The organism is Paenibacillus sp. FSL H3-0286, from assembly GCF_045040705.1.
GTDB lineage: Bacteria > Bacillota > Bacilli > Paenibacillales > Paenibacillaceae > Paenibacillus_AQ > Paenibacillus_AQ odorifer.
On sequence record NZ_CP150285.1, the window covers coordinates 3,371,648 to 3,394,817 of the forward strand.

Here is a 23,170-nt window from a genome sequence, read left to right on the forward strand (position 1 = left end):
AAAACAATTATAGAAAAGAGGAAAGTAAATGAGTTTACTTGAGATTTCTAATGTATCACATGCTTTTGGAGATAAAGTGCTGTATAAACAGGTTTTTTTGGAAGTCTACAAAGGGGAGCATGTAGGTGTAGTGGGTCAGAATGGAACAGGGAAAAGCACATTGATTGGTATACTGACGGGCGAGGTGATTCCTGATGGTGGAACGATTAAATGGCAGCCCAATATCAAAATAGGTCATCTTGATCAATACGCGGTTATTGATGGGTCAAGTACCGTTCAAAGTTATTTAAGGAGAGCGTTCACTGAATTATACGAAATGGAAGAAAAGATGAATGCACTTTATGCGGAATGTGCTGTTTCTGGCAATGAAGTGCTTTTGCAGAAGGCAGCAGACCTTCAGGAACGACTTGAGGCGCTCGACTATTATTCTATCGAGAGCAATATTAGTAAAGTGGTTACGGGGCTAGGATTAAATGCAATGGGGATGGACCGTCCTATTGATCAGCTTAGTGGGGGGCAGCGAACCAAAGTTATATTGGCAAAGCTGTTGCTTGAACAACCTGATGTGTTATTGCTCGACGAGCCCACCAATTATCTCGACACCAAGCATATCAACTGGCTTGCTGAATATCTGATAGCGTTCGATCAAGCCTTCATTGTGGTCTCTCATAAGTACACTTTTCTCGATAAAATATCAACAAGCATTTGCGATATTGAAGGGGAAAAGATTAAAAAATATCATGGCAAATATGCTGATTTTTTGAGACAGAAGGAGCATATTCGCGAAAGCCATATCCGGCAGTACCATGCACAGCAGAAAAAAATTGAAGCCACTGAGCAATATATCCGGAAAAATGGTGCTGGTGTTAATTCTAGAATTGCCCGTGGCCGTCAGAAGCAGCTGGATCGTATGGAGAGAATCGCTGCACCGACGTTTGTCACTAAAGCATCTATCCGTTTTCAAGAGCTTCCTGTTACTGCACAAGTTGCGCTTAGAGTAGACCATCTTGTGGTTGGTTACGATAAGCCGCTGCTGCCAAAATTTACATTTTCCATTCGAGGAGGACAAAAGATAGTCATAGCAGGCTTTAACGGCATCGGAAAATCAACATTGCTGAAAACATTAGTTGGTCAGATCCCCTGTGTTGCCGGAGCATTCCGCTTTGCCGAACAAGTCTCTATTGGTTACTACGAGCAAGATTTAATTTGGGAAAACGATAGCATGACACCCATTGAAATCGTCGCATCGTTTTATCCAAAATTGACTATTAAGGAAATACGTCGTCATTTATCATTATGTGTTGTAAAAGATAGTCACGTTACACAGCCTATCCGTACACTCAGCGGTGGCGAACAATCCAAAGTTAAGCTATGTCTTTTATTACTTACAGCATGTAATTTCTTAATCTTAGATGAGCCCACTAATCACTTAGATGCCGAAACAAAAGATGCTTTACAGAATGCTTTAATCCAATTTAAAGGTACAGTGATTCTAGTTTCTCATGAGGAGCAATTTTATCAAGGGTGGGTGGATCGTGTAATCAATATTGTGGATGAAAATAGAAATAGAGAACTAAAGTATAGCCATAGATAAGGTTACCTAGTAACATGAAGCTGTTCCAAATTAATACAATCGTCTTCAAATGGCTTCCTGGTTTAAGTGAATATTAAGGAGGGCTCCAATCAGACATGTACATTAATAAATCTTCGTTAGCTCAGTTTGCTCAGGGCAATAAGACCTCAGATGTGACCATGGATAGATATCTTACGCAGTATTTAAATCTTTACAATAAAGTAGAACCACACGTGCGTGCTTTTGTGCCAGAGGAGAACCGAGCAGATAGAATAAAAAATGAAGTGGCTAGGGTAAGAGAGAAGTATTCGGAATTTCCTAACCCATCGCTATATGGAATACCTGTTGGAATCAAAGACTTAATTCACTTAGACGGGTTGCCTACCCGTGCAGGGTCGAACCTTCCCCCACAAGCTTTGACGAAGTCTGAGGGCAGTTTTATTCAAAAGCTTCGGCAAAAAGGGGTTTGGTTCACCGGCAAAACAGTGACGGAGGAATTTGCTTATGCCGGACCTATCACAACCCGCAATCCTCATCAGCTGGATCATACGCCTGGCGGCTCTAGTGCAGGCTCTGCTGCTGCGGTTGCCGCGGGTATCTGTCCATTTGCGATAGGTACACAAACCTTGCGTTCTGTTATGGCACCTGCTTCATTTTGCGGAGTGGTCGGCTTTAAACCTAGTTATGCGCGTATCCCTATAGATGGTGTCCAATTGATGTCGCCATCTTTTGATACGTTTGGATTTTTCACTCAGGATATGGAGGGTATGGACTTTCTCGCCGCGGAGCTAGTAACAGAATGGAAACCATTTAATGAAGCTCGTAAACCTGTGCTAGGGATACCCGAAGGTGTATACATGACATTATTGGAGGATGACACCAAGATAACCTTTCAGAAGCAGCTTAAGAAGCTTGAGGAAGCAGGGTTCAGCATAAAAACAGTTGCGATGCCGTGGGAAGATAGCTTTATCTACGGAGATGCCATGGTGCGGTTTGTTCACGGAGAAATGGCGCAAGTCCATCATTCACTATTTGATATTTATAAAGATCTTTATGAGGATACCGTACGGCAGGCTATTTTATCTGGACGAACCATCACTGAGGAAGAACTGGAAGGATATCGTAGCGGACAAATCAAGCTCAGAAATGATCTATTAGATGTGCAGAAGTCACAGGGGATTGATTTGTGGGTTTCGCCGGCTCAGGCAGGAACAGCTCCGCTGTGGGGTTCACGAACCGGATGGACCGGAATGACGGCCATTTGGTCATATGCTGGAGCGCCTGCGGTGAGTATTCCAGCTGCCTCTATAAATAACATGCCATTAGGATTTCAATGTATCGGGGCATATGGCAGGGATGAAGAGTTAATTTATTGGAGTAAAGTGGTTTCTTTAGCGCTTCAGTGATTCTATGGCTTTAGAAATGGATCAATTGTTGTATTTTGTTCTAAAACGTAATCGGTAGATTACACAGTAGGTCTTCGTTTTATTTGAAGATCTACTTTTTTTTGTATAAAGTGAGAGTTTTTTTAATAGGGATCGTCTATATAGTATCGTGCTTCAAGGAGGCTTCAAGGTGAAGGGACATGTACCGAAAGTTGAAAAAGAGGATGAGAGGCTATGGATCCAAAATGTTCTCGATGGACATAAAGAAGACTATTCGTATCTTGTAAATCGATATAAGAATAAAATTTATGGGCTTTTGCGAGGAATGGGAGCCAATCATCAAGATGCACAAGACATAACGCAGGAGACGTTTATTAAAGCTTACCGTAAGCTGGCCTCACATGATTTGGATAAGAATTTTGCGGCGTGGCTATATGCTATCGCGACTAATTTACTGAAGGATTTGTGGAAAAAAGACCGACCGACAGCGAGTTTGCCGGACGACAATGCCGAACATTCTCTTTCGGATAATCCAGAAGAAGAATTAATGCGATCGGAGCATCGCACAGAGCTGCTTCACCTGATGCAGAAGCTCCCGTCTAATTATCGTACGGCTTTACTGCTTCGTTATACCAATGATTTAAGCTATGAAGAAATGTGTATGGTTCTAGATGTTCCATTAAGCAAGATTCAAAATGATTTATACCGGGCTAAACAGCGTTTGAAGCAGCTAATTACACTCCAGGAGGTGAAGACCGATGAGGTGCTTAAATTCCTATGAGATCGAAGAATATATTTTAAGCAAATCTATCTTACGAGATCAAGCCGTAGCTGAACATATGGCAACTTGTACGCATTGTAATATGATCTACGAAGCAGAGCTTGAGGAACAAGCTGAATGGTCGCAGGCTATGTATGAAGAGCGCTTACCAGATTCATTTACTGCTCAAGTAATGGCTTCTTTGGAACAAGTAGAGCTTGAGGAATTTACTCCAACACAAAGGAATCGCAAGCATCCGAAGCGCAATAAGTTGCTGAGATTATTTATGGGTGCGGCGTTGTTACTGGTTGTGCTAAGTGCCGTGATCTTATATTCCGTTCCTACACTGGCAGAGACTTTACGTTCTCTTTTTGTAAAAAACAAAATGGACATTGGCCTTCTACGAGCACAAGAATTTGGGTTGGTAGAGCATCCTAATATTAAGGTGAAGGATAAGGGCTACACAATCAAAATAGATGAAGCAGTGGCAGATCCTACACGGGTAATTGTTGCGTTACAGTTGTTTGGACCAGATGGAAAGCATGATAAAAAGCGGTTGGCCCTTAATGATGGGAACAGTATTGCGATTAAGGATGATCAAGGGAAGGTTGTTGGGGAGTTATACGATATAGGATTTACCAGTGACTTTTACTATTTGATCGCTAATTTCACTGAACCTCTGCAAACTGATCGAATTACGGTCGAAGGTCATATTACTGAATTGGGAAGTGAACGCAAGAACATCCCTACTCTTAAAGGCGATTGGAATTTCAATTTTTCTATGGATATGACAGAAGCGAATAAACAAACAACCTCCATGCCACTAACGGGTAGCTACACCTCCCCGGACGGTTTAACTGTGACCTTGAAAAAATTAACTCATATGGTGCAAGGTGTTCGTTTTGAGTTTGATACGCAATTGAGTGAAGAGGCATTGACCCGTTCTCCTGGCGAACTATGGAAGCAACAGGGCTTGAAATTCCATTTTGAGGATACAGCAGGCGAAGAGATTCACAGTGTTAATGCTAGAAAGTTTCCTAATAAGAATAGCGTGATGTCCTACTCTAACCTTCCCGGGGCAACAAAGGGACTTATGCACTGGAGCTATACGTTTAAATATTTACCTCAGGATACGCCTTATACTTTCGTATTGGATGGATATTTCATCCCAGAGAAGGATGGTTCTAGTGTGCAATTTGAGCCTGCCAAGTTGAAAGAACAGCCGATTCCCTTTGCATTTGACGGGGATGAACTGATGTTAAATGATTTTACAGTGGAGTCATCTCCCGATAACAATGTATCAGCGAAGGAAGGTGTATTACATTTTAGAGGAAGATTGAGAAATGAGTTTTTAAATAGTGAATGGATATTTAAGACACTAGATGGCAAGGAGTACAAACTCACTGAACAAGGAGCTTTTACTACTAAAGGGGTAGGATGGAAAGATGGTTATATTGAATTTATCGAGTCTCAGTCAAATAATCAAAAGAAATATTTCCAATTCCGTGCCGATGGCCTTACACAAATTCCCGAGCAGCTTCAATTAGTGCGCACGATAAACAATCGAATGTATGCTAATGTAGACTGGTCCGTTCCTATCATGGAAGCTAGCAAAAAAGAGTAAATATAGTTATTTGGTTTCCGGATTGTACAAGCAAATAAGGGGGAATAAGCATCTCATATACTATCACAATCGAAAAGAGGTGGTAGTTTATGACTGCTGCAGAGAAGAGAAAAATTCAAAGAGCTTTGAACGCATTGCGTAAGCAAAGAGTGGTTCTGAAAGAAAGTCTTAAAAGAATTGAAGCCATTCTTTGCAGGTTGCCTATTGGCAGTCGTGAAAGATTTGAATTGTTAGCAGTAAGAGACTCAATAGTAGAAGCGCTTCGACTAAATGCAATTGCCATTAGAAATTTAAAAGATGCTACTTGTTCTTGTTAATTACCCTAATACCAGTTCTACGCAGTTTTTGCGTGGAGCTGGTTATTTTGAAATAATAAGATTCAAACTATCCGTTATGATACTATAAACTTAATATGTCGATAACGTAAAAAAGAGAGGAAACCATTTATGACCAACAAACTATACTACAATTCTACATACCAGACTGATTGGCCAACCCGTGTGACTGAAACCATAGAACGAGAAGATGGGCTTTATGTTCTTTTGGAGGAGACGGCTTTTTATCCGCATGGTGGTGGACAACCCTGTGATCTTGGATCTATTCAGGGAATTCCTGTGCTTGATGTAATCAGTGAGGAAGAGCTTGTACTGCATAAGCTGGAACGTTTACCTAATGAGGAATCGGTAACTTGTCAGATTGATTGGAATAGAAGATTTGACCATATGCAGCAGCATAGTGGCCAGCATTTGCTCTCAGCGGTTTGTCTAGAAAAACATAACTTTATGACCTTAAGCTTTCATTTAGGTGAGGACTATTGCACTATTGATATAGAAGTTTCAGAACTGTCTGCTGATCAACTGTACTCCATAGAGAGAGAAGTTAATCGGCAGATTTACTTAAATCACAATATTCTCAGTTATTTCGTAACAGGGGAAGAGGCTGCACAGCTTAAATTGGTTAAACAGCCAAAAGTGACAGAGAACATCCGGATTGTTGAGATCAAAGATGTTGAATACAACGCTTGTGGGGGGACACATGTGTCCTCAACGGGTGAAATTGGAATGATTAAGCTTTTAAAAGCTGAGAAAATAAAAGCGAACACGCGGATTTATTTTAAATGTGGATATCGTGCTTTAGAGGAATTTAATACTAGTCAGCAAATCCTTGGAACACTGTCTTCCAAATTCAACACAGGCAAAGATGAGATTATTGATCGAATTGAAAAATGGGAAAATGAACAAAAGCTGCTGCAAGCTGAAATTTACCTGCTTAAAGAAAAAAATGACGACTATGTTGTGCAAGAGCTTTTAAATGAGCAAGCGGGAAAGATGATCGCACAAGTATTTGAAGATAAATCGCTAAAAGATCTACAGAGCTTAGCTAATAAGCTGACTTCGAAATGTGATCTTCCTGTATTATTAGCTACTTCTGCGGAGAATAAGGTTGTGTTTGCGCAGAACGGGAGCACGGAGATTTCCTGTGGAGCTTTTTTCAAAGCTCATCTAGGCAGCTATAATGGTAAAGGCGGGGGCAGCGATAAACTGGCGCAAGCAGGATTCCCAACTTGGGAGGATGCTTTGGCATTTTATGAGTTTGCTAGAGGGTGAGAAGAAACTTTTTCCATTATCTTCCGTCTAATTACATATGATTATAAGGTCGAAGGAGACGGATAGAAATGAATAAATGGAAGGTAACACTAGGGATCTTTGCAGTTTTGATTTTAAGTACTGGGTATGGAGCGGTATCTGCGCAAGCAGACAAGCAAATTCAATTCAACTATAAAGAAATTGGAATCAGCAGTAAACAAGTGATCGCGGAGAATACAACTTTTGTACCCTTGAAATCACTTGCAGATGCTATGGGTTATACGTTATCGTGGGATCAAAAGTCCAAAATGGCCAAGCTGGTACGTCCAGAGCGTGAAGTCATCTTCACCGCGGGTGCTGCAACGTCAAAAGTGAACGGGGCAGCGATGGCATTAACAAAATCTCCGCGTATCATAAAAGGTTCGTTGTACATGCCCTTGGTCTCTGCAGTCAGTGTACTTGGGGGTAAAACCGCGTTTAATAAAACGGATGGGGTTATCCAAATCGTAGATGAACCTAGATTTGTTGCTGCTTCTGTAGAAGGTAGATCCTATTGGATATCTCAAAAAAACGCAAATTTATATTACCGGGCTACGGCAGCTGGGAAACCAGTAATTATTGGCCAACTACCCCTTAAGGAGTCAGCTTACAATCATGGATTTGAGATTAAAAAACTTGGAAATGGCACGGACTTACTTCAATTAACGGACAATCATTATGCAATGTTTTATGATTTCAACAGCAGCTATCAGGTACTAGTTCAAGCAGGTACAATAATTAAGCAAATGGATTATCAATATATGATTCCGGCTTATCCACACGCGCCTCAAGTGCCTTCCACTCAGGTGTATATGACCGATGGGAAGAACGTTCAGTATATTACTAAGGATGGCGGTTTGGGCAAGTTGTTTGAGATGGAGAAATTAACCGGGGCAACCGGTGATTTCATAGTGGAGTACGCCGCGGAGGATGTGGCACTCGTTCGCTTATTAGATACAACTCAATTATATATTGTCTACAGCAGTACAGGAGAAATCGTCAATCTCAGTGAACAACTGATTACTAGTGAGGATCGTAAAGAATGGGATAAAGTAAATGATGGCAGAGATCAATACATTCTGAGCAGAATGTTAGGGATGAAAAGCCGTAAGGGGAATGTACTGACATTCACCTATACGCCAATCCTTGAAGAAAAAGCAAAAACAGTGACATATACACTTCAAGCGAAATAATTCGGAATCACATCAATATAATTAGTAGAAAAAAGGAGCGATGTTGAACATCGCTCTTTTTTATGTATTTATGATTATTTCGTTGTCATCATACTTCCACCCTTAATCTGAACGGGTTGATCATTTATAGATACCCAAACATCTATGGCAGAATTGTTGCGGATAATCGTTTTGTCGGCACTTAATTTCAGTGAATACAGGGCAGTGACATAATCATAAATCTCAATATTAGTAGCGTACCAAATATCTGAATGTCCACCTGCTTGTTGGCAAAAAGTTTCGATTAACTCCCAATTGTTCTGCTGTGCGAACTCATAGCTATGGCCCCAAACATAACAGAGTCTTAGTTTCTGGGAGGGTCCTTCCATTGTGAATCGCTCCCAAACCTGATGCAGATCTTCAATATGGTGGCAGGTTGGATGCCATTCCATGAAATTAAGAGGCATATCAAACTGTTTGGTAGAGTGAACAGTGCGGCTGTATTCAATTCCAACGGACTGAAGTGGTGCAATTATCTCCTGAGAGTATGTACCGTAGGGGTAGGACATGCCTCGCACTGGATAATCCACCAGCTTTTCCAATCGTTTACGGTCTTCGAACAGCTCTTCAATTACCATCGGTAAAGGAAGACGCTCTAGATGTGGGTGAGTAACGGAATGGGCGGACACTTCATGATTCCTGAGCGAATGCTTAACATCAGCGGGCGATAAGAACCCAGGTGCATTGATCATTGCACTATTTAAATGGAAGGTTCCTTTGATTCCATATTGATCAAAAATACCAGCCAAGCGGATATCGTGTTTCTGGCCGTCATCATAGCTCATAGTGAGCGCCTTTGATAATCCGCCTGGGAATAAGTTGAATTGAAGTTTCATGAATTCACACTCCTATAATTTGGTGAGCTTGAAAGTACTTCTTCCAATTATAAACAATTAACGTTATAATCAGATTCCACGTTTGAAAAGGAAAGAGTTTTCAGTGAAAAATATACACTTAAGGAGAGATGCTATCTGCCTGACTTTCTCTACGTTGTAAAGCTACTCTATGTAAAAGACAAAAGAAACTCACTTTTATATTTTATCACTAACCTGCTGAGCCCACCAATTCTATTTGCAGAGCTGTTCATAACGAAATATGTGGTTGACCTAAGCTGCACATACAAAAATCAAATATAGACGTTGTATAAATAGATGGTCTTGGCTGTATGATATAATTATTAGAAAAAAATATGGGGAGAACTGTATGACTACAATCATTGATAAAATTGCATGGATTCATATTCAGAATGGACAAGTTTTGTGTGTGCGTTCCAAAGGGAAAGATACCTATTATTTGCCTGGAGGAAAAAGAGAAGCTGGAGAAACAGACGAGGAGACGCTCGTGCGCGAAATCGAGGAAGAGATCTCTGTTCGTATTAAACCAGAAACCATCTCCTATTTTGGAACCTTTGAAGCGGAAGCTCACGGTAAAGCTGAAGGCGTCATAGTTAAAATGACATGTTATATCGCGGATTTTGAAGGTACACTTAGTCCTGCGTCGGAAATTGAAGAGTTATCCTGGTTATCTTATAAGGATCGAAATCGTGTTTCAGTCGTTACACAGATCATTTTCGATCAATTGCATGAGCATAAATTACTTTCCTAATCCACAATTTAAAGTTCTGAAAGCCCGTTTTAAGCCTAAGAGATGGCTTGAGGCGGTCTTTTTTTTGAAAATATACGAAAGGCTTATAGGGGCAACAACATCGTTTATTTTGCTTTGGGACAGATGTCCTTTTTTAAAGGCCTGAATTGCTTTTTAATATGTAAGAGATCGAAGTTGAGGAGAGAGAGAAATGAGAGGAATTATATTTGCGTTTTTAGCGGGGGCTTGTATCACTCTGCAAGGAGTATCTAATGCTCGAATTAGTCAAGATATTGGGACTTGGCAAGCTGCGACAATTACACAGTTAACAGGATTTATCATGTCGTTACTAATCCTTTTATTTGTTAGAGATGGGAAATGGCAAGGATTAAAAGAAGTAAAACCATTATATCTAATTGGCGGATCTTTTGCCGCAGTCGTTATTTTCAGTGAAGTCACTGCCATTCAACAGATTGGCGTTACTTTTACTATATCGACATTGCTCATTGCACAGCTATGCTTGACCTTCTTAATTGATATTAAAGGCTGGTTTGGGATGGAAAAACGACAAATGAGACTCCCACAGTTTATTGGAATAGGGTTGATGATTGCGGGAGTAGTGATTTTGAAATTCTGAGAATACAATCAACAACTGGAGGAGTTACGTTATGATTTTAGGGTTAATATTAGCGCTTGTCGCGGGTTCATTCGTTAGTTTACAAAATATTTTTAATACGAAGGTTAATCAAAAGGTTGGATCTTGGGCCACAACGACGTTAGTATTAGGGTTGGGTTTTCTGGCTTCCTTTATCATGAGTCTTATCTTTGAAGGCGGCCGAATATTTACTTTGCGAAATATGGAGCCTTGGTACTGGATCAGCGGATTGATCGGGGTGGGTGTAGTAATCTGTCTCGTGCAAGGCACCAAACGTCTTGGGCCAACCTATGCGATCTCGATCGTATTAATCTCTCAGCTTGGGTTTGCTTTATTGTGGGATTCCCTCGGCTGGTTAGGGCTTGAAAAGGTTCCATTCACCTGGAAGCAGTTGGTCGGAGTACTCGTGATTGTTGGCGGTATTCTAGTGTTTAAGCTAGGGGGTGCCCGGGAGACTCAAAAGTCGGCTTAATTTATCCTCAGACTCATGTTTGTCAAAATAGAAGTGATGGCAGTCACACGAGAGTGAAAGCAAATCAATCTATACTTTGGGAAAGTAGTAACTCAATTATAAATAAGGAGCAGATCATCCAATGTTCATACAATTGAACTCTCTAACTACAGAAAAGTTAAATGAAAACCTTGGTGAACGACCAGGTTATTTTAAATTGTTCTTCGATACAGAGGGCTGTGGTTGTAATGGCGTGATCGTAATTCAGATTATTAGTGAACCCCATGCTACAGATATTGAAGTTCAGAAAGAGCCCTTTACTTTTTTTGTGGACCGTCAACAGGAATCTTTATTTGATGAACAGATGCGACTTGAAGCAGATGAGAATTACCCGTCATTCAGATTAAGTAGTGATTCGGGCCTGTTAGGAAGCAATATTCGAGTAAAAGATATTCGCTGAGTAGAGCACTGCTACTAAAAACCAGAGCATTTGAGATCATCTCTCAATGCGCTGGTTTTTTAAATTTCGTTCCTATATATGGCACTTGCAATTCGTTTCTTACCCATTGGGTTTTTTCATAAAAGCTATATGGTCTATTTTGCTGTTAACCAGTGTAATTAACTGTTCTGCCATATAGCTCGCCGAATATTTGAAATTGACTTCAGCCCAGTGCATAATGACACCTACTGTAGCAGACATTTGGTAACTCAACATAATTTCATAATCCACAGGAGCAGCATCAGCTTCTATCTCAATTCGCATATCCTCACGCATGGATTCCCGTAAACGGTCGAACAGTTCAATAGTCATTTTCCCTCGTTCCACTGCGGATAAGGCTAAAAACTCCGCTTTATGCCCCTCAATATATTCGAACAGCTGCAGAATGGAAGGGAAGACCTCCGTTGCCTCAATACGTTCCAATCCCTCATAAGGGTCTAATAGCGCCTCTCCTATACCCTGTAGAAATTCATCATGTATTTCCTTAAGCAAAGCCTCTTTACTCTCAAAATGTTTATAAAAAGTCCCTCGATTGTAATCCGCTCGATTAGTCACGTCCAATATCGTAACTGAATCATAGCTATTTTCCAATATTAGCTCAACGAATGCAGATTTCAGAGCTTGGCGTGTTCTTCTGGTTCTTCTGTCTTCATGTTCTTCCTGTATCAAAAAAACTACCTCCAGCTATGATCTTTTTATCGTTCATTTATAGTTCTTACTTTAAAAGTAACAAAAGATCAGCTAATGTTCAAGATTTAGACATAAGTAAACACGGAGAGCAAGTATGTTGGTTAGGCGACATTACTAAAAATCTGATTATTGAATAGGTTAACTAATGGGGTGTACTCTAGTAATAGAGATAAGTTATCCCATCTCCTAAGACTATAATATATAGCCAATTCATAACAAAGGATGCGAACATACAATGAGTGAATCAAATGTAAAAACTGCTGTAATTACTGGAGCTGCAGGTGGAATAGGTAAAGAGCTTGCCCGTCGATTGTCTGATCGTAAACTGAATCTTGTACTTGTCGATCTGAATGAAGAAGCGATAAAAAATGTCATCCAAGATTTAGGCTTAAATGAATCTAACTCTTTAGCTGTAGCTGCGGATGTCTCTAATGAAGAAGACGTTCAGAATTATGTTAATAAAGCGGTAGAAAAATTTGGAACCATTGATTATTTTGCAAACAATGCCGGAATTGAAGGTCCAGCAGGTCAAATCGAAGAGCTTAACGTTAAAGCACTTGATCTTGTATATAACGTCAATGTACGTGGTGTATTTCTTGGACTACATTATGTAATTCCTGTGATGAAAAAACAAAACTCAGGTGCTATTCTGAACACTTCTTCTCTGGCAGGACTCATGGGTGCACCAGGTATGGCCCCTTATATTATGTCTAAGCATGCTGTAATTGGTCTGACTCGCGTAGCTGCAAATGAGCTTGCACCACTTGGTATTCGTGTAAATGCGGTACTCCCAGGAACGATCAATACACAAATGATGCGTAAAATTGAAAATAATTTTGGAAGCGCAGAAGAATACAAGGCAGCTAACGAAGCTGCAACACCTATGGGACGCTACGGAGAACCGCAAGAGGTTGCCGCTGTGATGAACTTCCTTCTGTCGGATGAGGCTTCATTCGTAACGGGTTCTCTATATACAGTCGATGGTGGTATGATAGGTCAATAATGCAAGCTGATTTCGATCATTAAGGATACTTCAAATAAAGGATTGGGCCTGTGCGTCAAGCATTGGGTCCAATTCTTTTTTATTTAGGATACCCGGATCGGATTTTATAATAAGCAATTTGCTGAATTATCTTATAGAATATACAAAGGGGATTTAATCTTTTTAAGTATTGATCAGTGATTTAGATAAATTGTTGGCGAGGAGTGTTCATATGCATGAATTATCTCAACAGGATTTTAATGAAGTGAAACCGTTACTTACAGGTGCTCCTATTCATCCTGAAATTCTCTCCATTATCGAGGGAAATAATCCGGGCTGGATTTTTGTAGATCAACTTGTAACACCAAAAAGCGCGTTGGTATGGAGTAAGGGGATGCAAGGATTTTATATTATAGGCGATCACACCAATGAGTTATTTATTAAGAGCTTAGATAGTTATATATCCAGTCATATTGCACCGAGGATGAAAAAGCTTGGGCTGGAGTATTTTGAAGTCTCAGGTCAACACAATGAATGGAATCTGGCATTGATGTTTCCTTCTAGGAAGCTATATCCTTTTGAACAAATGGTGTTCAAGTTATTCCACAAGCCCGTTGAGTCCCTTAATAATGCGATTAGAATTATAAATCTTAAAATGCTGGACTGGGAGGACTTAGATCTAAAGAATATAGAATTTGTACATGATAATATTGATTTATTCTGGTCATCGAAAGAAGACTTTAGGGCAAAAGGCTATGGATATGCTGCTGTTGAGGGAACTGAGATTATGGGTGTATGTTATTCTAGTTTCGTTACGGAGGATACACATGCTATCGGAATTGAAACTCTCTCCAAGTATCGGAATAGAGGAGTGGGGACTCATTTAGCGGCCTTAGTAGCGGAGGATATACTTACAAATGGTTTTACACCTTACTGGGACTGTTCATTAGATAATGAAGCTTCCCGAAAGCTAGCGCTCCGTTTAGGATTTCAGCAAATTCATCAATATAAGTGTAGTGCTTTTTCAATATGACGGTTTCGCAAATTATTAGGTTAGGATGAACATTGATGAGAATATTGCTCGTAGAGGACGATAGAACGATTGCTTCAGGACTTGAATATTCCTTGCAGCAGGATCATTTTGAAACTATTTTATGTTATGATGCAACCTCTGCTAGGAGGGTGTTGGCGGAGCGGTTATCTGAAGTAACACTTTGCATTTTTGATCTCTCTCTACCGGATGGCAGCGGATATGATCTGTGTAAGATCGTGAAGGAGCGGAGCGATATTCCGGTCATCTTTTTAACTGCGATTGATGACGAAGTTAATGTAGTGATGGGACTTGATATGGGAGCAGACGATTACATAACTAAGCCATTTCGGATTCGCGAGCTGTTATCACGCATTAAATCGGTGTTAAGGAGATATAACAAGCAGGCTCAAACTCCATCTAATTTTGAACTAGAGAATATACGGATTAATACGCTTGAAGGAAAAGTTTATAAGAACGGCGATGAAGTTCTGCTAACAGCATTAGAATATCGTCTGCTTCTGATATTTGCTAATCATGTGGGACAAGTCCTTTCCAGAAATCAGCTGTTAGAGCGGATTTGGGATGTCGCCGGAGAATTTGTAAATGATAATACATTGTCTGTGTATATTAAACGCTTAAGGGAAAAGTTAGAGGATAACCCGCAAGAACCCACACTGATCAAAACAGTACGCGGTTTAGGGTATAAGGTTGGTGATTAGATGTTACGAAACAGAGAATTTAGATGGTTATTACTAACGATGACTACGATCAGCCTTCTGGCGATTATAGGAACGGCATTTATTTCATCAGCAGCGATGGGGATCACGGCGGTAACTTCAGTTCTGCTTATAGGTTGTTGTTTATTATTTACCCGCTGGAGATACCGCGAAATTGAGAAGCTTTCAGGGTATCTACGTCAAATTAGCAGCGGTAATTATTCGCTCGATGTTCGTGATAATCAGGAAGGCGAGCTTAGTATCCTGAAAAATGATATTTATAAGGTGACGTTGATGTTATCGGAGCAGCGTTTGCTTTTGCAAGAGGATAAAATAAAGCTTACCAATGCGATCTCCGACATCTCCCATCAGCTCAAAACACCACTTACCTCCATGACCGTGATGGCAGATTTATTAAGCGATCCTGATCTGGACGTTGAGAAAAGAATAGAATTTACGCGGAAAATCAGCCTTCAGCTCGATCGGATTGGCTGGCTGGTTTCTTCATTATTAAAGTTCTCAAAGATCGATGCCGGAACCATTCAATTTAAAAAAGATTCAATAAAAGTAAAGAAGCTTGTTCAGAAATCTATGGAGCCCATACTGATTCCAATGGATATAAAGGAGCAACGGATCCTAATCGAAGGTGAAGACGCTACCTCATTCATAGGCGATTACAATTGGACAACTGAGGCGATGATTAATATTCTGAAAAACTGTGTAGAGCATACACCTGCTGGGGGAGAGATTACGATTTCTTTTGCAGAAAACACGCTGTTCACGGAAATTGTCATTACTGATAATGGCAAAGGAATTCCTAAGGCAGAGATCCCCTATATTTTCAAACGATTCTACAAGGGTACAAATGCAAACGAAGACAGCGTTGGAATCGGACTTGCCTTGGCGCAAAGTATTATCACTGAACAAAACGGCACGATTGATGTGGTGAGTGAAGTAGGAAAGGGGACACAATTTCGGATCAAATTTTACAAGCAAGTGATTTAACACTTATGGCTTAGTGACTAGAATGTCACTTAAGAGTCACTGAAGAGTCATTGTAGACAGATATACTGATCTCATCAACAAATGGGGGTCTAACAATGGATATTTTAAAGATTGAACATCTGTCTAAAACATATGGTAAAGGCGAGACCGCAGTAAAGGCTCTGGATGATGTATCTTTTTCAATTAAAAAAGGTGAATTCGTAGCGATTATTGGACCATCCGGCTCAGGAAAATCAACGATTCTGCATTTATTAGGTGGGGTGGATAGACCGACAAGTGGTAAAGTATTTGTAGATAACACGGATATTTATGATTTGAATGAAACACAGCTGGCGATCTTTAGACGCAGACAAATTGGTCTTATTTATCAGTTCTATAATCTCATACCGGTGCTGACGGTTGAAGAGAATATCACACTTCCGTTGCTGCTCGATCAGCATAAAGTGGATAAGAAGCAATTTGCAGATACCGTGAAGGCGTTAAATTTGGAAAATCGTTTAAACCATCTGCCGAATCAGCTATCAGGCGGACAGCAGCAGCGGGTATCCATAGGCAGAGCATTAATTAGTAACCCTGCAATTATGCTGGCAGATGAGCCAACTGGTAATCTTGACAGCAAGAATAGCAGTGAAATTATTGAATTATTAAAAATGTTTAATAAAACGTATAATCAAACACTGATTGTGATTACTCACGATGAACGTATTGCCTTGCAAGCAGATCGGGTTATTACTATTGAAGATGGAAGGATCGCTAAAGATGAGGTGATTCGTCCGTGAATATCGTAAACAAATTAACTATAAGACATTTGAAACAGAATAAGCGAAGAACATTGGTAACTATCATTGGAGTTATCATTTCAGTAGCTATGGTAACGGCTGTGGCGACGTTAGGTTTTTCTTTTATGGAATTAATGAAGAAGCAAAGTATCTCTACAAATGGAGAATGGCATGTCCAATATAGAAATGTTACTAAAGCTCAGCTCAAAGCGATAGAAACAGATGATGCGACAAAAGCCCTAGTGATCTCCAACGATCGTGGCTACGCCCCTTTAGAGGGTGGGAAGAATGAGAATAAACCCTATTGGTATATCAAGGAATATAATGCAGCTGGTTTTAAACAATTCCCGATTGAACTGCTGGAAGGTAGACTCCCGAAGACAAACCACGAAGTAGTCATTTCTGAGGAGATTGCAAAGAATGCAAAAGTCTCTTACAAGATTGGTGAAACTTTAACGCTTGATGTGGGTGAACGTGTCACTAGCGATGATGAAAATAGTGGCCAACCCCTATCTCAGAATGAACGATTACGGACTGAAGAGGATACCCTGCTTGAAAAGATTATTCATAAAAAATCAATGAACTATACGATTGTGGGAGTGATAAAACGTCCTACTTGGGAACCAACATGGTCTCCGGGTTATACTGCCATAAGTTATGTGGATGAAAGCATGATTGGAGCAGCTGAAAAAACCACAGCGACGGTTGTATTAAAAAAGGTGGACAGCTCCATATATAAGCATGCAGAGGAATTGGCAAAAGAAAATAAGATCGAGTCGATCTCTTATAATAATAGTCTGCTCCGCTATTATGGTGTGACGAATAACGATGGCTTACGTAACACACTTCTTTTATTGTCAGTAATTATTATGGTTGTGATTATCATTGGTTCCGTTTCTTTAATCTATAATGCTTTTGCAATCTCTGTCTCGGAGCGTGCACGTCATTTAGGGATGCTCTCCAGTGTAGGGGCTACAAAGTGGCAAAAGCAGAATTCAGTGTTTTTTGAAGGAATGATTATCGGTTTAATTAGTATTCCAATTGGGATCATTTGCGGTATAGCAGGCATCGGGATCACTTTTATGTTTATCAATTCGATGATTAAAGATGTATTAGGGATAACTGAGAGATTAATGTTGATTGTTACACCTCTGTCTCTACTAACCGCTGGTTTAGTTTCAATACTGACAATTTTTATATCCACCTATCTTCCAGCCAGAAAGGCTTCAAAGATCTCGGCAATTGATGCGATCAGACAAACAACCGATGTTAAGCTCTCAGGTAAAGCGGTGAAAACATCCAAGTTCGTGCGCAGATTGTTTGGTATTGAAGCAGAAATTGGTTTGAAGAATTTAAAGAGAAATAAACGCAGGTACCAAGCAACCGTGTTCTCACTTGTCATTAGTATTGTTTTATTTTTATCTGTATCAGCGTTCACTTCTAATATGAGAAGATCGGTAGAACTCTCACAGGATGGTTTGAACTATGATATCCAAGTATATATGGGGACTGAGGACGCTCAAAAAGTGGACCGGTTGACGAACTCGATATCCAAATTACCTAATATAACGGAATATAATGTGACTAAGGAACTCAGTGTGAGTTCATGGATTGATGAGAAAAATATGGCAAAAGAATTGCAAGAGATTGTGCAGGCGGATAAGAGTGTTCTAAAGAACGGGAAATATCCTTACTATATTCAGATCTATGCACTAAATGAACAGAGTTTGAAAACCTATGCAGAAACGGTCGGTATAAATTATGAACAACTAACGAAGCTTGATCAGATGACTGCTATTGTGAATGATACGGTTACCTTTGAGGATGAGAAAGCTAAAAAAATTGTTGAGACCAAAGCTTTTCACTCTGAAGTCGGCCAAAAGCTTGAGCTTATTTATACGGATTGGGATACCAAAAAAGAGACGAATTTATCACCAGTAAAAATTGTCGCTCTAACTGATAAACGTCCAATGGGAGTACATTCAGCAATGGTTGGTGGAATAAACATCATCGTCTCTAAACAAGTCTTCGATAAACTAACAAATGATGCGATGAGCAAAGATATTCAAAGCCGGCTTAACTTGAACAGCACAAACCCATTAGCGACACAACAAGCCATAGAGGAAATGAAAGAGGGGAATATCTATGTTCAAAATGTGTATCAAAATAGACAAAATAGTGAGCAGATGATCATGTTAATGTCTATTTTCACCTATGGTTTTATTGCTTTGATTACTTTAATATCAATTGCGAATATTTTTAATACGATATCAACCAGCATATCTCTTCGTAAAAGAGAGTTTGCGATGCTGAAGTCTGTGGGCATGACGCCAAATGGTTTTAATAAAATGATTAATTACGAAAGTGTTTTTTATGGAATAAAGTCACTACTATATGGGCTTCCGATTAGTATAGTTATTATGTACTTGATCTATAGATCAATGATGAGCAGCTTCTCTTATGGATTCACACTTCCGTGGATGAGTATCTTGTGTGTCATATTGGCAGTGTTTATCATCGTTAGCGCAGCTATGTTATATTCAAGCTCAAAAGTGAAAAAAGAGAACATTATCGATGCATTGAAACAGGAAAATATATAACTATTAGCCCATCATTGCCGCGTTTAACGCGGCTTTTTTGTGTCATATCTGACACGTTGGTATGTAAATTCTTATAAATTCCTATGATATAATGTACACAATTGAATTGAACAGATTATAACCACGAGGTAGGTGTCAACGAATTGAGAACAGTTGTCGTGATTGGCGGGGGAATTACTGGATTGTCTACCGCTTACTATTTACAGAAATCTATAGAGCATAACAAGCTAGATGTAAAAATCATTTTGGTTGAAGCCAGCGATAGACTGGGCGGCAAAATCAGAACACTAAAACAAGAAGACTTCATTATGGAGTCTGGGGCAGATTCTATTGTCACCCGTAAAACGAATGTTGCACCTCTGATTGAAGAGTTGGGTATTCAAAATGAGGTTGTATATAACGCGACAGGAATATCCTTTATTTATACAGAAGGTAAACTGAAGCAAATTCCTAAAGATGCAGTCTTTGGCATTCCGCTCAGTATGGAGTCGCTTGCTACAACAGAACTGATCTCAGCTGAAGGAAAGGTTGAAGCACTCAAAGATTTCTACACTCCCAATAATAAGTTTACGAAAAACGATTCCGTGGGTGATTTTCTAGAAGCATTCTTTGGAAAAGAACTTGTCGAGAAGCAAATTTCACCGGTTCTTTCAGGTGTATATTCCGGGAAGCTAAGCGAACTTACAATTGCCTCAACGCTGCCTTATTTGATTGATTATAAGAATGAATACGGCAGTATTATTCAAGGCTTATCCGCAAATAAAGCCAAATTTCAAGGGAATGGTGATAAGAAGTTCATGTCATTCAAGGGAGGTGTATCTGCCTTGATCGACTCTATGGAAGAACATCTTTCTAATTCGGAGATCATCAAAGGGATTCGTGCCGAAAGAATTGAGAAGCGTGGAGAGCAGTACCAGGTAACTTTGGCAGATGGACGAATCATAGACTCCGATGTTGTCGTACTTGGAACGATGCATTCTACTGCACAAGCGCTACTTCAAGACGAAGAACTAAATGAAGATTTCAATCAGTTATATAATAGTTCTATGATTAGTGTATATTTAGGATTTGATATCCCCGACAGTCAGCTGCCTGCGAATGGCACAGGGTTCATCACTGCCAACAGCGATGATGTTCTATGTAATGCGTGTACGTGGACAAGTCGCAAGTGGGAGCATACGTCAGGACAACAGCGTCTGCTTGTCAGACTCTTTTATAAAAGCTCAAACCCTCATTATGATTCGTTGATCAAGCTATCTGAAGAGGAACTATTGAAGGTGGCTTTGAAAGATATACAGACCAGTCTCGGGATAACAGGACAGCCAGCTACCTACGATGTGACCAAATGGCATGATGTAATGCCAAACTACCATAAACTTCATCATCAAATTGTAGTATCCTTAGAGAAGAAGATGACAGACAGGTATCCTAATGTTATCCTTGCTGGATGCTCCTATTATGGTGTAGGCATTCCAGATTGTATTGCGAATGGAGAAAAAACAGCAGAGCGTATTTTGGAACAAGTAATTTCACATTAAAAAGGAGGGTGTACAATCGTGAGAAGATTAGCGATCAGCTCTATGCAAAGTCTAGACTTATAAACAACGGCGGTTGTTTGTATAGAGCGAAAAATTGATTTTACCGCTAGTGCAGTGTGCATGGGTTGTTTAAAGAATAGACTTTGCTACCTTCAAACTCATAAAAAGTTTAAGGAGCAGAGCGATTATGAAATATGTAAATGCAGATACGATTTTCCCAAAAGAATTATTAGAGGAAATTCAGAAATATATCAACGGGGGTATGGTTTATATCCCTAAGCCTGAAGAATCACATGTAAAATGGGGCGAAAAGTCAGGGAGCAGAAAATACTTAAGATCTAGAAACATCGAAATCTGTCTAAGGTTTGCTGTGGGTGCAACGGTTGACCAGCTTTCAGATGAATATTGCCTATCTAGGGATAGTATTAAGAAAATTGTTTATTCAAAAAAATAGCTTATCATCCAAAAAAACCACGTTAGAGGAAACTCTGACGTGGTTTTTGGAATTTAATTATAATTTAATCTTAAATACCATACTTTTTCCGATATTTATTGATCCCATCTACGAACTGTCCTTCATACTTCACGCCTTCATCCATCTTTTTATTTGCCGCATTAATAGCTGTACTCGAAACTTTTGTTTTGTATAGTGCTTCTTTCATCATTGTCATTGCTTCTAATTGCAACTTAATCGCTTTTAAATAGATTTCATGTAACGCCTGCAATTCTGTATTGGGTGCTTTAATTTTTTTCGCCTCTATTACCAACTTAGTGTAATTAGGAATGATTACATTATTGAACGCTGTATAGCGTTGTTTTCTATTGTTACCTGTATCTATTCTGTTCTTTACATATGCCTCAGAGGCAATTTCATCAAATTTAAAAATCGCTGCTATTTGATCAGAATAGGTTGTGAAATCTATTACTTCTTGTGGCGTTTTCATCTTTTCTTCATAATCTGCCTCAGATAGAACGGTAATAGGAAATCTTTCTTCAGACCAACCAGGAATGTTGAAGACTACTTCTGCAGAACCTTCTTGAACTCCTGTAATAATATAATCTGAGTAACCATCCAATTCAATGGTAAGTATAGATTCATCAGAAACTTCAGGTGTCAATTTTGCATATGTAAGACTGGTCATTTCAGCTAGTAAACGAACTTTTATTTTTGTGGTCCCACCCACGGGAATAACATCACTAGATAAAGTAATACTCGCTTCGTTGAGCAATTTCTTATCAGCAGCAAACACAGTGGATGGCATTAATAGAGCAATAACCATAGTGCATAGTATCAAATATCGACCAAACCTTTTCATTTTCAATCATCCTTATCTATTGATTTTGTATTTACTGGTAGCAATCTCGTCTTCCATAAACTTACTATTCCTCCCTGAGTTTTACTATAAAGTGTTTCTTCTCAAATACCAACTACTTTTTGTGCTTTAAATCTCTATACATCGATTGGGAATGGATTACTGAATTAAATGAAGTCAAATATAAAGATAGATAGGGCGACAACCTGTATTTTTTGATACAAGTAGTAGCCCTATCCATTAAATATGTAATGCTATACGATTTGTTTATTCATATTCAAAGAGGCTTCAAATGCATCAATTATATACAGGAATCGTTCTGCTTCCCGGAATACATGATCCGCAAGCAATGGATGGATGATGCTCTTTATTCGGCATTCCTCAATAAGATCACGTGCCGTTTTCTTAAAGTCACGGAGAGATTTAACTGAGACTTTATTCTCGTTAAGTTGCTGACTGAGCAGGGGTTTGGTTTTCATTAATAATTGCGTCTGATAAAAGATCTAACCTACCTTGATTCAGTTCTTCCAGTCGATTTCGAAAATAGTTGGCTTCCCTACTGACATGATCCACTAATAAGGGGAAGTTCGTTCCGCCTGGAAGCTTACATTGTAGAATTAGACCTAGTATTTTTCTTTTAAACGCCCAGATATGTGAAGCTGCACTATGAACTTCCTCATTAAACTTCCGTATTACAGCTGGATCAGAATCCACAGTAAATCCGAGTGATCTATTCTCTATGGCTTCGAATGTGGCATAGAATTGGTTTGCTTCATTAATTAGTTGCGTGTCTTCACAACGAAACCCTAATTTAAGAAAAAAAGAGTGTTCTTTCATGATTCGTGACCAGAATCTTATTTCATCTAGAGATCTCGAAACAAAAGGATCCGGCATATCTGAGCGCACCTCCCATTTTTATACAATTGTAATATGCGTGAGGTTTGTACTGTATCCGCAAAAGTTAAGACGAGTATATAGAAGTACAGTAGGTACGGTTAACTTAATTATCAAATATAAATGGTGACATTATATAAAAATTAATTCTAATCGAATATGGCATATAACTAGAGCGAGGTCGTAATTATACTAAAAAAGAAGTGACATTAGACAAGAACTTGTGGAGGTA

22 protein-coding genes and 1 pseudogene are annotated in these 23,170 nt (G+C 39.4%); 19 read left to right on the forward strand and 4 right to left on the reverse strand.

All coding sequences use genetic code 11. The features are described from left to right. The first annotated feature begins 28 nt into the window (after positions 1 to 28). The 7 genes from MHB37_RS15295 to MHB37_RS15325 all read left to right on the forward strand — a co-directional run bounded on the left by MHB37_RS15295 (position 29) and on the right by MHB37_RS15325 (position 8,160). Positions 29 to 1,594, forward strand: coding sequence for an ABC-F family ATP-binding cassette domain-containing protein (locus tag MHB37_RS15295; RefSeq protein WP_341164920.1), 1,566 nt, complete (start codon positions 29 to 31; stop codon positions 1,592 to 1,594). 95 nt (positions 1,595 to 1,689) lie between these two features. Next, complete coding sequence (locus tag MHB37_RS15300) at positions 1,690 to 2,979, forward strand: amidase (RefSeq protein ID WP_341164919.1); 1,290 nt, start codon at positions 1,690 to 1,692, stop codon at positions 2,977 to 2,979. Between the two features lie 169 nt (positions 2,980 to 3,148). Then, positions 3,149 to 3,739, forward strand: a complete 591-nt coding sequence (locus MHB37_RS15305; RefSeq protein ID WP_076125840.1) for an RNA polymerase sigma factor — start codon at positions 3,149 to 3,151, stop codon at positions 3,737 to 3,739. Next, on the forward strand, positions 3,717 to 5,342 hold the full coding sequence (locus MHB37_RS15310; protein WP_405169539.1) for a DUF4179 domain-containing protein: 1,626 nt from the start codon (positions 3,717 to 3,719) through the stop codon (positions 5,340 to 5,342). The genes MHB37_RS15305 and MHB37_RS15310 overlap by 23 nt, the downstream gene beginning before the upstream one ends. A gap of 89 nt (positions 5,343 to 5,431) precedes the next feature. Then, positions 5,432 to 5,659: a hypothetical protein gene (locus MHB37_RS15315; protein WP_076190427.1), complete on the forward strand. Its 228-nt coding sequence runs from the start codon at positions 5,432 to 5,434 to the stop codon at positions 5,657 to 5,659. Between the two features lie 129 nt (positions 5,660 to 5,788). After that, positions 5,789 to 6,949 (forward strand): DHHA1 domain-containing protein, encoded by a 1,161-nt coding sequence (locus MHB37_RS15320; protein WP_076190426.1) that lies wholly within the window; start codon positions 5,789 to 5,791, stop codon positions 6,947 to 6,949. A 68-nt stretch (positions 6,950 to 7,017) separates the two neighbouring features. Then, complete coding sequence (locus MHB37_RS15325; protein WP_076190425.1) at positions 7,018 to 8,160, forward strand: copper amine oxidase N-terminal domain-containing protein; 1,143 nt, start codon at positions 7,018 to 7,020, stop codon at positions 8,158 to 8,160. A 74-nt stretch (positions 8,161 to 8,234) separates the two neighbouring features. Here the strand turns inward: MHB37_RS15325 and MHB37_RS15330 are convergent, their stop codons facing one another. After that, positions 8,235 to 9,035, reverse strand: coding sequence for a polysaccharide deacetylase family protein (locus MHB37_RS15330; RefSeq protein WP_076125834.1), 801 nt, complete (start codon positions 9,033 to 9,035; stop codon positions 8,235 to 8,237). Between the two features lie 367 nt (positions 9,036 to 9,402). Between MHB37_RS15330 and MHB37_RS15335 the strand changes: the two genes are divergently transcribed. The 4 genes from MHB37_RS15335 (at position 9,403) to MHB37_RS15350 (ending at position 11,349) form a co-directional block, all read left to right on the forward strand. Beyond that, positions 9,403 to 9,804 (forward strand): NUDIX domain-containing protein, encoded by a 402-nt coding sequence (locus tag MHB37_RS15335; RefSeq protein WP_341164918.1) that lies wholly within the window; start codon positions 9,403 to 9,405, stop codon positions 9,802 to 9,804. A gap of 190 nt (positions 9,805 to 9,994) precedes the next feature. Then, the gene (locus MHB37_RS15340) at positions 9,995 to 10,420 is read left to right on the forward strand and encodes a DMT family transporter (protein ID WP_076190424.1); all 426 of its coding nucleotides are present in this window, start codon (positions 9,995 to 9,997) and stop codon (positions 10,418 to 10,420) included. A gap of 31 nt (positions 10,421 to 10,451) precedes the next feature. After that, complete coding sequence (locus MHB37_RS15345) at positions 10,452 to 10,910, forward strand: DMT family transporter (RefSeq protein WP_076125820.1); 459 nt, start codon at positions 10,452 to 10,454, stop codon at positions 10,908 to 10,910. A 121-nt stretch (positions 10,911 to 11,031) separates the two neighbouring features. Beyond that, entirely contained in the window at positions 11,032 to 11,349 is a 318-nt protein-coding gene (locus MHB37_RS15350) for an iron-sulfur cluster biosynthesis family protein (protein ID WP_076125818.1), read from the forward strand. A 99-nt stretch (positions 11,350 to 11,448) separates the two neighbouring features. On the opposite strand, the gene MHB37_RS15355 is transcribed toward MHB37_RS15350, so the two are convergent. Continuing rightward, positions 11,449 to 12,057 (reverse strand): TetR/AcrR family transcriptional regulator, encoded by a 609-nt coding sequence (locus tag MHB37_RS15355; RefSeq protein ID WP_405169540.1) that lies wholly within the window; start codon positions 12,055 to 12,057, stop codon positions 11,449 to 11,451. Positions 12,058 to 12,313: 256 nt separating this feature from the next. On the opposite strand from MHB37_RS15355, the gene MHB37_RS15360 reads away from it, so the two are divergent. The 8 genes from MHB37_RS15360 to MHB37_RS15395 all read left to right on the forward strand — a co-directional run bounded on the left by MHB37_RS15360 (position 12,314) and on the right by MHB37_RS15395 (position 21,185). Continuing rightward, positions 12,314 to 13,081 (forward strand): SDR family NAD(P)-dependent oxidoreductase, encoded by a 768-nt coding sequence (locus MHB37_RS15360; RefSeq protein WP_405169541.1) that lies wholly within the window; start codon positions 12,314 to 12,316, stop codon positions 13,079 to 13,081. A gap of 211 nt (positions 13,082 to 13,292) precedes the next feature. Further along, complete coding sequence (locus MHB37_RS15365; protein WP_405169542.1) at positions 13,293 to 14,093, forward strand: GNAT family N-acetyltransferase; 801 nt, start codon at positions 13,293 to 13,295, stop codon at positions 14,091 to 14,093. Between the two features lie 35 nt (positions 14,094 to 14,128). Continuing rightward, positions 14,129 to 14,812, forward strand: a complete 684-nt coding sequence (locus tag MHB37_RS15370; RefSeq protein ID WP_076125811.1) for a response regulator transcription factor — start codon at positions 14,129 to 14,131, stop codon at positions 14,810 to 14,812. Continuing rightward, positions 14,813 to 15,814, forward strand: a complete 1,002-nt coding sequence (locus tag MHB37_RS15375) for a sensor histidine kinase KdpD (protein ID WP_076125808.1) — start codon at positions 14,813 to 14,815, stop codon at positions 15,812 to 15,814. Between the two features lie 95 nt (positions 15,815 to 15,909). Further along, positions 15,910 to 16,593: an ABC transporter ATP-binding protein gene (locus tag MHB37_RS15380; protein WP_076125806.1), complete on the forward strand. Its 684-nt coding sequence runs from the start codon at positions 15,910 to 15,912 to the stop codon at positions 16,591 to 16,593. After that, complete coding sequence (locus MHB37_RS15385; RefSeq protein ID WP_405169543.1) at positions 16,590 to 19,193, forward strand: ABC transporter permease; 2,604 nt, start codon at positions 16,590 to 16,592, stop codon at positions 19,191 to 19,193. The genes MHB37_RS15380 and MHB37_RS15385 overlap by 4 nt, the downstream gene beginning before the upstream one ends. A 143-nt stretch (positions 19,194 to 19,336) precedes the next feature. After that, complete coding sequence (locus MHB37_RS15390) at positions 19,337 to 20,731, forward strand: protoporphyrinogen oxidase (protein ID WP_076280682.1); 1,395 nt, start codon at positions 19,337 to 19,339, stop codon at positions 20,729 to 20,731. 187 nt (positions 20,732 to 20,918) lie between these two features. Next, positions 20,919 to 21,185, forward strand: coding sequence for a CD3324 family protein (locus MHB37_RS15395; RefSeq protein WP_038570858.1), 267 nt, complete (start codon positions 20,919 to 20,921; stop codon positions 21,183 to 21,185). A gap of 70 nt (positions 21,186 to 21,255) precedes the next feature. Here the strand turns inward: MHB37_RS15395 and MHB37_RS15400 are convergent, their stop codons facing one another. Beyond that, positions 21,256 to 22,047 carry a hypothetical protein gene (locus tag MHB37_RS15400; RefSeq protein WP_312149527.1) on the reverse strand — a complete coding sequence of 264 codons (792 nt, stop codon included), beginning with the start codon at positions 22,045 to 22,047 and terminating at the stop codon, positions 21,256 to 21,258. Positions 22,048 to 22,298: 251 nt separating this feature from the next. Beyond that, positions 22,299 to 22,938: pseudogene (locus MHB37_RS15405) on the reverse strand (DUF2935 domain-containing protein). Positions 22,939 to 23,170 lie beyond the last annotated feature (232 nt).

Coding starts and splice junctions, on each gene's coding strand:
- MHB37_RS15380 (WP_076125806.1), top strand. CDS start 15,910: ATGGATATTTTAAAGATTGAACATCTGTCTAAAACATATGGTAAAGGC.
- MHB37_RS15395 (WP_038570858.1), top strand. CDS start 20,919: ATGAAATATGTAAATGCAGATACGATTTTCCCAAAAGAATTATTAGAG.
- MHB37_RS15350 (WP_076125818.1), top strand. CDS start 11,032: ATGTTCATACAATTGAACTCTCTAACTACAGAAAAGTTAAATGAAAAC.
- MHB37_RS15370 (WP_076125811.1), top strand. CDS start 14,129: ATGAGAATATTGCTCGTAGAGGACGATAGAACGATTGCTTCAGGACTT.
- MHB37_RS15310 (WP_405169539.1), top strand. CDS start 3,717: ATGAGGTGCTTAAATTCCTATGAGATCGAAGAATATATTTTAAGCAAA.
- MHB37_RS15315 (WP_076190427.1), top strand. CDS start 5,432: ATGACTGCTGCAGAGAAGAGAAAAATTCAAAGAGCTTTGAACGCATTG.
- MHB37_RS15330 (WP_076125834.1), bottom strand. CDS start 9,035: ATGAAACTTCAATTCAACTTATTCCCAGGCGGATTATCAAAGGCGCTC.
- MHB37_RS15295 (WP_341164920.1), top strand. CDS start 29: ATGAGTTTACTTGAGATTTCTAATGTATCACATGCTTTTGGAGATAAA.
- MHB37_RS15345 (WP_076125820.1), top strand. CDS start 10,452: ATGATTTTAGGGTTAATATTAGCGCTTGTCGCGGGTTCATTCGTTAGT.
- MHB37_RS15335 (WP_341164918.1), top strand. CDS start 9,403: ATGACTACAATCATTGATAAAATTGCATGGATTCATATTCAGAATGGA.
- MHB37_RS15300 (WP_341164919.1), top strand. CDS start 1,690: ATGTACATTAATAAATCTTCGTTAGCTCAGTTTGCTCAGGGCAATAAG.
- MHB37_RS15365 (WP_405169542.1), top strand. CDS start 13,293: ATGCATGAATTATCTCAACAGGATTTTAATGAAGTGAAACCGTTACTT.
- MHB37_RS15325 (WP_076190425.1), top strand. CDS start 7,018: ATGAATAAATGGAAGGTAACACTAGGGATCTTTGCAGTTTTGATTTTA.
- MHB37_RS15375 (WP_076125808.1), top strand. CDS start 14,813: ATGTTACGAAACAGAGAATTTAGATGGTTATTACTAACGATGACTACG.
- MHB37_RS15320 (WP_076190426.1), top strand. CDS start 5,789: ATGACCAACAAACTATACTACAATTCTACATACCAGACTGATTGGCCA.
- MHB37_RS15340 (WP_076190424.1), top strand. CDS start 9,995: ATGAGAGGAATTATATTTGCGTTTTTAGCGGGGGCTTGTATCACTCTG.
- MHB37_RS15360 (WP_405169541.1), top strand. CDS start 12,314: ATGAGTGAATCAAATGTAAAAACTGCTGTAATTACTGGAGCTGCAGGT.
- MHB37_RS15400 (WP_312149527.1), bottom strand. CDS start 22,047: ATGAAAAGGTTTGGTCGATATTTGATACTATGCACTATGGTTATTGCT.